This is a genomic window from Acinetobacter sp. YH12049, from assembly GCF_013419875.1.
In the GTDB taxonomy this organism is placed as follows: Bacteria; Pseudomonadota; Gammaproteobacteria; order Pseudomonadales; family Moraxellaceae; genus Acinetobacter; species Acinetobacter amyesii.
In genome coordinates, this window is record NZ_VOZH01000063.1 from 1 (window position 1) to 9,341 (window position 9,341).

Here is a 9,341-nt window from a genome sequence, read left to right on the forward strand (position 1 = left end):
GTGTATTATGTTAATTTTAGAAAATCTTTCTAATCAGAAATTTAGTTTTCTATTAAGTTCTATAGTGCGGATCTAAGCGTAATACTGTATTCACATCATATTCAGCATCAAAAAAATCACAAATTTTTGATACCTTACCTTTAATTAATAATTTCTTATCTAGATAGATGATCAATTTATTTTTATTTTTATCGAATATTACTCTTCCCCGAGGTACATCGTCATATTCAATTTCCCTTAGCTCAGAAAATTTATTTCGTAATTCATCCCAATAAGATACATGGTTGTAGGCACTATCAATCATACCTAAAGAATCTGAGCTATTAATATCAAACTCATGAGAAATACCAAGAACTTGATTTTTATAAAACCAAAATATACCTATTTTCAATGTTATTCTCCTAAGTTTTCATATATAACTTAAAAAAAATTAAGCAAGTAAACATACTATGATTGAATACTCAGAAAATTTAAATAAATTAAAAAATAACCTTATTACACATAAGGATTATCACCCTCTTTTACAAAAAATCAGCTTACCTTTCATTCCAGATTTTTTAGATAGTTCTTTTGACCAATCCAAAAATAAAGTAGTAATTGTTGGCCAAGAAACTTCTGGATGGGGGAAATTGAAATTAGATAGCTTTATATTAGGAAATTTAAGTACAAATGAATTAATTTCTGAAAGTAAAATTAGATACCGTAATCTTTATGAAAAGCCACCTGTGAGATCACAATTCTTAAAATTCTTAGGTAAAGTCAAAGAAAAAAATAATAACGAGTATATACAATGGTTAAACTTCTACTTCTTTGATTATAATAAAAAATCTTTTAACTTATTGAATTCAAAAAATAAAAGTATAGATTTGTATGAGCATCTTAAAGATATATCAATAGAAAACTTAGTAAATCAACTTGATAGATTAGAACCTAAAAATATTTTTTTCTTAGGTGCATATCATGGAAATTGGGAACAGTTGAAACTCAATTATGTTAATGACGAAGATATTCTTAACTTCAAAGAATCTATAGAAGGATTTAGCGTAAGATTCTGGAATAAAAAGACTTTAGTAATTCGACTCCCTCATCCTGCTTCTCGTGTTCCAAATAAAGGAAAAATTCAACAACAAGCTTTAACTTACTTTGATATTTTTAATAATCAAGCGGAGCAAAATCCTGAAAAATTTAAAGAATTGATAAGAGATAAATTACTTAACTAAAATATATTTAACATAATGGGCGTTATACGAAACGCATACATTGAAACTTATAAAAATCAAAAACTTATGATATAAAGAATGTGCTCGACGATGTTCAAAAGCCGGCTTGGAAACAAGTCGGCTTTTTTATGAGCGGTTTTGATAGTTCTTGCCAATAATTTTGTTTAAAAAGTAGTCAATTTTTCGGTTTTTCCAATGTTCTCAACGTCCCAGGATCTAAAATTATCCCCATTTCCTGCGGATAAACCTGGGACAGTTTTTAATCATCTTTGTAAGCATTTACTTACGTCAATTCAGGTCCTTTGCTGCTATTCGGAATACTAGAATATTCATATGATTAATTCGTCAGGAACAGGAAGTTCCTTAGAATTAAAAAATGAGCACCAAGATGGCGCTATATAAGATACGTAAGAGTACAGAGACCGAATGTTCCAATAAAAAACCCCGGCAGGATGCTGGGGTTTTTTATTGTCTAAATTGTTTCGGATAAGACGTATCATGTTAATTTTAGGAAAAATTAAAAACATTTATGACTCTAAGTAAGCTACTCTATAAAATATAATTTTTTATTTGATTGGAGATAAAGTTGTCTTCTTTTTTAAGTTTAATAGAGTTTACGCCCAATAATGAAAACAAAATTAATGAGCAAAATAGCAAAACTTTATTACGTGCAGATATTAATGAAGCGTTACTAAATGATCTAAAAGATGAGTTTAATTTAATATCTACTTTAATCCCTGAAAGTGATGATGATGATTGTGAAACAGAGTTTAATTTTCTAGATGATGATGTGAAAAAAATAAAGGGCTTTTTAAAAGAAAAAATTTTTAAATTGTTAGCTACAGATAGACAGAGTTTAGCGACCAATTATGAAAAGATAACTTCAGATTTACATATGTTATTAAATATTAAGGAACTAGTTGAACTAAAAGAACTGTATAACAATCAATTAGTTAAAATTAAAGTGAGTATGTAAATATGTCGAAAGGAAAAAAGGGGGAAATGCGTTTTACAATAACTGTTGCTGAAATTGCTTTAAAAGAGAGACGGTTAGATTTTACAAGATTTACTACTACAAATACGGCTGATGGAGGAGGAGATTTATATCTATATGCTCCTTCAAATTTAGGCGAAAAATTTGAAGATATTCGAGATAATGGGGCATCTCAAATTTCTTGCTCATCCTTAATGACTGAGGTAAGGGTGGATGTAAAAAATAAAAAAGCAGATAAGGATGATGCGGAAAAATTTCTTGATGATATGAAAAAAAATCCTAAGTCTGGTGAACATTGGTTAGTTTATAAAGATATATCTAAACCAGCGAAAGATCGAATTTCCGAAGCCCAAAAAGGCAGTAAAAAACCTATCCGTACTTTTTCATTCGAAGATCTAAACAAGATAGGCCAGTCTTATGCCACCTTACCTGAATATGATGAAGATGAGTAAAGCTATATATTAGCTTTATATTCAATAAAAAAGCCCAACATGTTATCGGGCTTTTTTATTATGTTTTAAGCTTCTTCTTCAAATTTTGCGATAATATTTTTGAGTTTAGAAACCATTTCATCCTTAACTTCAGGATTCTTACTTTGTTCAATGATTAAAGGAAGAACATCTAATAAATTGGGCGTTGGAATAATAACTGTTGTAGAGATTTCTGGTAATTGATCCCCTAGCTCATGTGAGATACCAAAATCTAATTTGGATACAACAGGACCAAATGCAAATCTCATAATATGATCTGCATAAATTGTTTTATGACTTTGAGCAAACTTAAGTTCGTGCTCAGCAGATCGTTTAACTGCTTTAGACATTACATAAATCCTTATATAAAACTTTTGTTAGACTTGGTGCTTCATTGCGCTGTAGAGCTTTCAAATGAGGGTTAACTACTGAAGTTTTCTTTTCACCTAGAGTCATTTTATTGTTATATGAATTTACAGATATTGGTGTTAAATAATAATCAGATACCTTGTTTGAAAGAATATCTATAACAATTTCCACAGGAGATTGTTTTTTATATAAAACATGCCAATTTTCAGTAGTATTGTTTTTTAAATTAACAATACTTTGTAAATTTCTTTCCCATGGCTGTACATTCAGTTGCTCATGTTCTTCATGAAAACTAATCTGAAAATCATATTTAAGTGCAAAACAAACTTTAGAAATAGTACTTATAGTTAAATTCTGTTTTCCTGACAAAACTTTACTAACTTGACTCAATTTCCAATTTAGTTTTTTTGCCAACTCAACTCTAGATATATTTTTAAAAGCCATTAATGCACATAGATCGGCAGCTATAGCATCTTTTTTCAAATCTATAGGATCTAAATCTGAAAAATCGAAAAAATCAAAATCCATAACATCATCTAAATTTAATGCAGTGGAAATTTCTTTACTCATATAAACCTCTAGGGCTATAAACAAGACTTCATTACCTTTTCAGCTAAATCACTTAATGCGTTCTTTTCTGAAGAAGTTAATTTATCTTGTTTCTTTACCCATATGTTTAAAAGAACAAGACGCTTTCCAGGTGGGAAATATATAAAATATAAACGTAGATCACCTTGTCTAATACGCCATATTTTATCTATTACTGTAGCACCTGACACATCGGTATAACTAAACTCTAAAGCATCATGCAATGCTTTCTTATCATAAAAAAATGATAAATTTTGCCCAGACTCGCATCTCTTACCTAACTGAACAAATAAGATTTGAGCTTTCTTTCGATCAATTGGTAGCAATCGTTTTACATCTTCATGAAAGTTACTTTCAGGAGTCTCTGTAGAAAAACATTTAAAGATTTTCCAAGAGTTATCTGTAATCTTAAAAGTTTGTGTTGGGTTAGGATGTCCAGTTGATTTGCATTGAACTAGAGTTATAGTCATAAAAATATTAACTTATAAGTTAACCTATTGATAGGGATTTAAAAAAATTTTAATAATTTCAACAAATACTCTACAAATTATACAATTAAAAATACCATTAAATTAATATTTTACTTAACTGATATTACGCACTTATTCTATATGTAGTCAATTTTTAAAAATTGACTACAACATATAGTGCCAAAGAGACTCAAAAAACCTACTGCAAAATATCCATTTATTTAACTTATTTAACATAAAATCTCTTATATGAAATTTAGAACTTTCCCTTAAAAAGATCATTAAAAAGCTCTTTATCTTTCTGTCTATTTTCTTCTGTCTTACTTTCCGCACTTAAAAACTGCTCAAAATCAGCCCATTGATGTTTAAAAGATTCATCATTCTTAAATTTATTCAAAACCCAAGCGCCAAGCAAAATTTTCCGTCTAGTTTCATTTTTCCGTTCTTGGGCTTTTGCTTCGCTTAAAAGTTTTTGCTGTTTGAGTTTAAGCTCATTCTGTTTCTGTTTTGCCTGTTCTAAGATCTGCTCTTGTTCTTTTTTTAAATACTCAATTTGCTCTTGCAGGGATAATTTTTTCTGCTGTGCTTTGGTGAGTTTCTTTAAAACTGCATCTTTCTTTTCTTGAATATCTGACATAGTATTAAACCGTGATGATCAATAATCAAACATCATCATAGAGTCAAAAAACAAAGCGAGCAATATCAAACGTAGCGAAGCGAAGTTTTCCCGGAGTGAAACGAAGGGCGCACTTACCCACTTTTATCATTTCATTCAAAAGTGGACGTTGCGACAGGGGAAACCCCTGTACCCCATGACCTCGCTTTAGCATGGTCAGCAACTTTTTCAAAGTTGCAAAAATCAAAACCACGGTATGCAGAAATTTAGGTTTTTAAAGTGGCAATTTTTCATTTGAATGAAAGCAACATCTCACGAAGTGACGGACGTTCAGCCGTTGCTTGTGCTGCTTATCGTGCCTGTGAAAAATTAGAGGATCTGACTTTTGGAAAGACTCAGGACTACACTAAAAAAAAGGGACTTGAATACAAAAATATTTATGCACCAGAACATACCAATACAAAACTTTTAGACCGTCAAACACTTTGGAATACAGTAGAAAAAAAAGAATTCAATGCCAATGGCTCAATGAAAGCCAATGCACGACTCGCCAAAGAATATATCTGTGCTTTACCACATGAATTAACAGATGCAGAACGCATAAAAATCGTTGATGACTTTTGCCGAGACTTTGTGAACAAGCACAATGTTATTGTCGATGCCTGCATCCATGCACCACATGAACATAACGATGAAACCAATAATAAAAACTATCACGTACACATGATGTTCACGACCAGACTCATCAATGAAAAAGGCGAATTAGGAAAGAAACAAAGAATCTTCAACGACCATGGTCCCGAGATCCTGAAGGACAGCCGAGCAACTTTTGCCAATGTTGTAAACACAGTATTGGAAAATGCCGGACTAGACGAACGCATCGACCACCGGAGTTACAAGGATCAGGGCTTAGACTTTCTTGAACCCACTCATCATGAAGGGCATGAAGCTACAGCACTTCGCAGACAATATGACGAGGAACAAAAAAGACCGCTTGAAGAACGTAACACTGAAATTGTGCTGCCAAGAATTGCACTTGAAAATGATGCAATCAAAGCCAAAAATTTAGATGCTGCACGAGAATACCAACAGATCATCAAGGGCCTTGATCAAGAAATTATTGTTCCAAGTCGATTAGAAGATCAGATTACCCAGCTGGAAAACGAACTTCAGTTAACCGAAGCAGAAGAAAAAGAGCTTTTAGCAGAATTAGTAAATCTCAACCTAGAAGAAGAACGCCTGCAAGAACAACAGGTTCAACAGATCGACAACGCATATGATGACTTCATCCGGTGCCAAGATATTTATGCAGAATTTGCCAATCAGTTTTACACCATTCAAAGCAATGCTGCTGATAATCAAAAGCAGATTGAATCAAATCTCACCAAGACAAAACGATGGTTAGCAGAAAACAAAAGCGATTTTTACCTACATACCAATAATTTGTTTTATGACTCTTACCATCATACTTACAGAGATATAAAAAAACCTGATTTTTATGCGACTGAAAAATCAGTAGAACAGGCAAAAAATGAGAACTGGAGAGAATACGCAACCGAGGTCGAACAACTTGCTAAAGAATACGATATTGAGAATGTCGTCCAACGCTTAGGTCAATGCTCAGAGATACTGGAAAATAATGGGATTGAACGACCAACGATAAAACCCACGTTTTGGCAGAAGCTAAAACGAGAGTACGTTCATTCATTCGATACCCTACATGATTTTAATGATGATATGAGTCCCCTCCTTAAAGCAAAACGGGCAGATGATCTCAAAATTGAACAAGAAAGAATGCAGCAAGTACGCCAAACGGAAGTAGATCGCCAACGAAGAATTGAAAATGATCGCAGAGAAAGTGAATTTAGAGAGCAATTACGTAAAGAACGAGAGCAAAAAGAACAACGCTATGAACAAGAAAGACACGAACGAGAACATTTGGCATTTTTAAAACGCCAAGAATTGGAAAAACAGCAGAAAAACGAGCCTAAAAAACCAGAAAATGAAAATAACAACGATTACCGACCTTGGTGAATGCTGTTTAAACGCAAAAAAATAGGGTTTTTAGCGATGTTTTGCTAAACCACAGTAGATTTTATAGTTGAGTTAAGAAAAAACTCTTAAATCGCAAATGAGAGCATTTAGCGAGTGTCTACGAGCGAACTACAGGGATCTAAATTTTTTCACCTGTTTTTCCCTGATTACAGGCTCCCCTGTGTATCAAGAACTCAGAATCAGAGCATCCCGAATGGGTGCGAACTGATTACGGTGGTTTTATGTGGAGCGAAGCGAGTGAAAAAGTTCTATGAGCGAAGCGAATTCCTAGTTGCTTTTCTTTTTTAAAAAGTCACGAAATTTTAAGCCAAAAATTGCCCCGACGAATCGAGCGAAAGCGAGATTCAATAGAGTTTGAGCGTAGCGAAAACCAAGGGCAATTTTTCTTTGCCTGGGCTTTTAATTATTTTTAAAGTTTTTAAATGCTTTTAGACTCTCTGAAAACCTTTGTTTGCAAGGCTTTCAAGGTGGATAAGACTACAATTTCTTTGTCATAAGACTACAATTTCTTTGTCATAAGACTACAATTTCTTTGTCATAAGACTACAATTTCTTTGCATTTGATTACATCGAATGCTAATGTAGTCTTAATAACACTTATAACCTATGCAGTCTTATGAAAAATGACTTAGTAGTAAAAGATAATGCCTTAATTAATGCCAGTTATAATCTCGAAGTAACCGAGCAACGGCTTATCCTTTTATCAATAATAAGAGCAAGAGAAACAGGCCAAGGGATCTCATCCGACAGTAAATTAGAAATCCATGCTTCTGATTATGCTTCTCGCTTTGATGTCACCAAAGAAGCTGCGTATAACGCTCTAAAAAATGCAGTTAATAATCTTTTTGAAAGAAAGTTCTCTTTTAAGGAAATTCATAAAGATACAAACAAAGAAATTGTAGTCAAATCCCGCTGGGTTAGCCGAATTGCATATGTTGATGACCTTGCTACATTAGAAGTTACCTTTGCACCAGATGTTGTTCCTCTTATTACAAGATTGGAAAAGCACTTTACGAGCTATCAACTTAAACAGGTTGCGCAACTAACTAGCAAATATGCTATTCGTCTATATGAGTTTCTAATTGCTTGGAGAGACGTAGGAAAAACACCTGTTATTTCTTTATCTGAGTTCAGAGAAAAATTAGGACTTGAGATGAATGAATATCAAAAAATGGTTAATTTTAAAAGTCGTGTTTTAGAACCAGCCATAAAGCAAATCAATGAGCTGACTGATATACATGTAAAATACGAACAGTACAAAACAGGAAGATCTATCTCAGGCTTATCATTCACTTTTAAGCATAAAAAAATTGATTCGATACCTTCAGAAAGAGATCCAAACACGGTAGATCTCTTTACCCAAATGACCGATGCACAACGCCACATGTTTGCCAATAAACTTTCAGAGCTACCGGAAATGGGTCGGTATTCCCAGGGAACTGAAAGCTATCCACAATTTGCTATTCGTATTGCTGAGATGCTTCACGATCCTGAAAAAATCAAAGAACTATATCCATACCTAAAAAAAGTGGGATATATGCCATTAAATAAAAGGATTTAGTAAATGGCTAAATTATCACTAAGTGAAGTATCTAACCGCTTTAACGTCAGTCGTTCTACGCTATATAGGGCCATAAAAGAAGGGCGTATATCTCGAAGCGCTGATGGTCTTTTTGATATTGCAGAAGTCATCCGATGCTTTGGAGAGCCGATCAAAAAGCATGAACAAAAACAAGAAGTGGATCAGTCTAAAGATGATGCTGATTTACGTCAGCTTGTTGATTTTATGAAAAAGGAAATTGAGTCATACAAAGATCGTGAGAAACGCTATTTAGATCAAATAGACCGCTTTCAATTGCTATTAGGGCATAAAGAGTCTGAAGAAAAAATGTCTCATGATACACCAGTGACACATTCCAATGATGCACCATGCGACAACAATAGTGGAATAAGTGAAACTATTGATAATAATAGAGATAGTGAAATTAAAACATCCCATGAGACATTGGTGACACGCCCTAATGAAACACCAAAACACGTACCAAATACGCATTATGAGACAAAGAAAAAACGTGGCTTATTTGGCCGTGTACTGAATGCTGTTTTTGATAATGACTAAGGGAGAAAGATCATGCCGAAACTGAAAGACATTGCCCTAGGCATTATTGTGGCCCCGCTGTTGATCCCGATCATGCTGATCGCATCGTACCAGGATAAAAAGGAGCTGAAAAAAGAGCTGGATAAACGCCAAAAAGAAAAAGACCAGGCATCCTGATTATTCAATTGAGCTAATCAAAATCGTGAAACATTGCTTAAATAATAGGCGTGGAACGTGAAAAATGCATAAAAAAGCCCAACTGAGCATAGTTGGGCTTTTTAGTACACGATAAGGCTATGATTTAGAAAGATAAATAAAGAGCATTTCGTATAAGGTGTATTATGTTAATTTTAGAAAATCTTTCTAATCAGAAATTTAGTTTTCTATTAAGTTCTATAGTGCGGATCTAAGCGTAATACTGTATTCACATCATATTCAGCATCAAAAAAATCACAAATTTT

At 33.2% G+C, this 9,341-nt stretch carries 12 protein-coding genes; 7 read left to right on the plus strand and 5 right to left on the minus strand.

The annotated features are described in order from the left end of the window. Nucleotides 1–52 precede the first annotated feature (52 nt). Complete coding sequence (locus FTU05_RS16410) at nt 53–391, minus strand: hypothetical protein (RefSeq protein ID WP_032073153.1); 339 nt, start codon at nt 389–391, stop codon at nt 53–55. Between the two features lie 58 nt (nt 392–449). Here FTU05_RS16410 and FTU05_RS16415 point away from each other — a divergent pair, with 58 nt between their 5' ends. The 3 genes from FTU05_RS16415 (at nt 450) to FTU05_RS16425 (ending at nt 2,666) form a co-directional block, all read left to right on the plus strand. Beyond that, a complete protein-coding gene (locus FTU05_RS16415) occupies nt 450–1,220 on the plus strand; it encodes a hypothetical protein (protein WP_032073134.1) in 771 nt (256 codons plus the stop codon). Between the two features lie 586 nt (nt 1,221–1,806). Beyond that, nucleotides 1,807–2,196 (plus strand): hypothetical protein, encoded by a 390-nt coding sequence (locus tag FTU05_RS16420; protein ID WP_180107277.1) that lies wholly within the window; start codon nt 1,807–1,809, stop codon nt 2,194–2,196. A 2-nt stretch (nt 2,197–2,198) separates the two neighbouring features. Further along, nucleotides 2,199–2,666 carry a hypothetical protein gene (locus FTU05_RS16425; protein ID WP_180006197.1) on the plus strand — a complete coding sequence of 156 codons (468 nt, stop codon included), beginning with the start codon at nt 2,199–2,201 and terminating at the stop codon, nt 2,664–2,666. 65 nt (nt 2,667–2,731) lie between these two features. Here the strand turns inward: FTU05_RS16425 and FTU05_RS16430 are convergent, their stop codons facing one another. From FTU05_RS16430 to FTU05_RS16445, 4 genes are all read right to left on the minus strand, one after another. Beyond that, on the minus strand, nt 2,732–3,034 hold the full coding sequence (locus FTU05_RS16430) for a hypothetical protein (protein ID WP_180006196.1): 303 nt from the start codon (nt 3,032–3,034) through the stop codon (nt 2,732–2,734). Next, nucleotides 3,027–3,623 carry a helix-turn-helix transcriptional regulator gene (locus FTU05_RS16435; protein WP_180006195.1) on the minus strand — a complete coding sequence of 199 codons (597 nt, stop codon included), beginning with the start codon at nt 3,621–3,623 and terminating at the stop codon, nt 3,027–3,029. The genes FTU05_RS16430 and FTU05_RS16435 overlap by 8 nt, the downstream gene beginning before the upstream one ends. Before the next feature lie 14 nt (nt 3,624–3,637). Beyond that, nucleotides 3,638–4,111: a hypothetical protein gene (locus tag FTU05_RS16440; protein WP_180006194.1), complete on the minus strand. Its 474-nt coding sequence runs from the start codon at nt 4,109–4,111 to the stop codon at nt 3,638–3,640. A 256-nt stretch (nt 4,112–4,367) separates the two neighbouring features. Further along, nucleotides 4,368–4,748 carry a hypothetical protein gene (locus FTU05_RS16445; RefSeq protein ID WP_227552390.1) on the minus strand — a complete coding sequence of 127 codons (381 nt, stop codon included), beginning with the start codon at nt 4,746–4,748 and terminating at the stop codon, nt 4,368–4,370. 258 nt (nt 4,749–5,006) lie between these two features. Between FTU05_RS16445 and mobQ the strand changes: the two genes are divergently transcribed. From mobQ to FTU05_RS16465, 4 genes are all read left to right on the plus strand, one after another. Continuing rightward, nucleotides 5,007–6,761 (plus strand): MobQ family relaxase, encoded by a 1,755-nt coding sequence (gene mobQ, locus FTU05_RS16450; protein ID WP_262735345.1) that lies wholly within the window; start codon nt 5,007–5,009, stop codon nt 6,759–6,761. Between the two features lie 637 nt (nt 6,762–7,398). After that, nucleotides 7,399–8,343 (plus strand): replication initiation protein RepM, encoded by a 945-nt coding sequence (repM, locus tag FTU05_RS16455; protein ID WP_068912167.1) that lies wholly within the window; start codon nt 7,399–7,401, stop codon nt 8,341–8,343. A 3-nt stretch (nt 8,344–8,346) separates the two neighbouring features. Continuing rightward, nucleotides 8,347–8,901, plus strand: a complete 555-nt coding sequence (locus tag FTU05_RS16460; protein WP_068975321.1) for a plasmid replication DNA-binding protein — start codon at nt 8,347–8,349, stop codon at nt 8,899–8,901. Nucleotides 8,902–8,913: 12 nt separating this feature from the next. Further along, complete coding sequence (locus FTU05_RS16465; protein ID WP_167514224.1) at nt 8,914–9,057, plus strand: hypothetical protein; 144 nt, start codon at nt 8,914–8,916, stop codon at nt 9,055–9,057. Nucleotides 9,058–9,341: the final 284 nt, after the last annotated feature.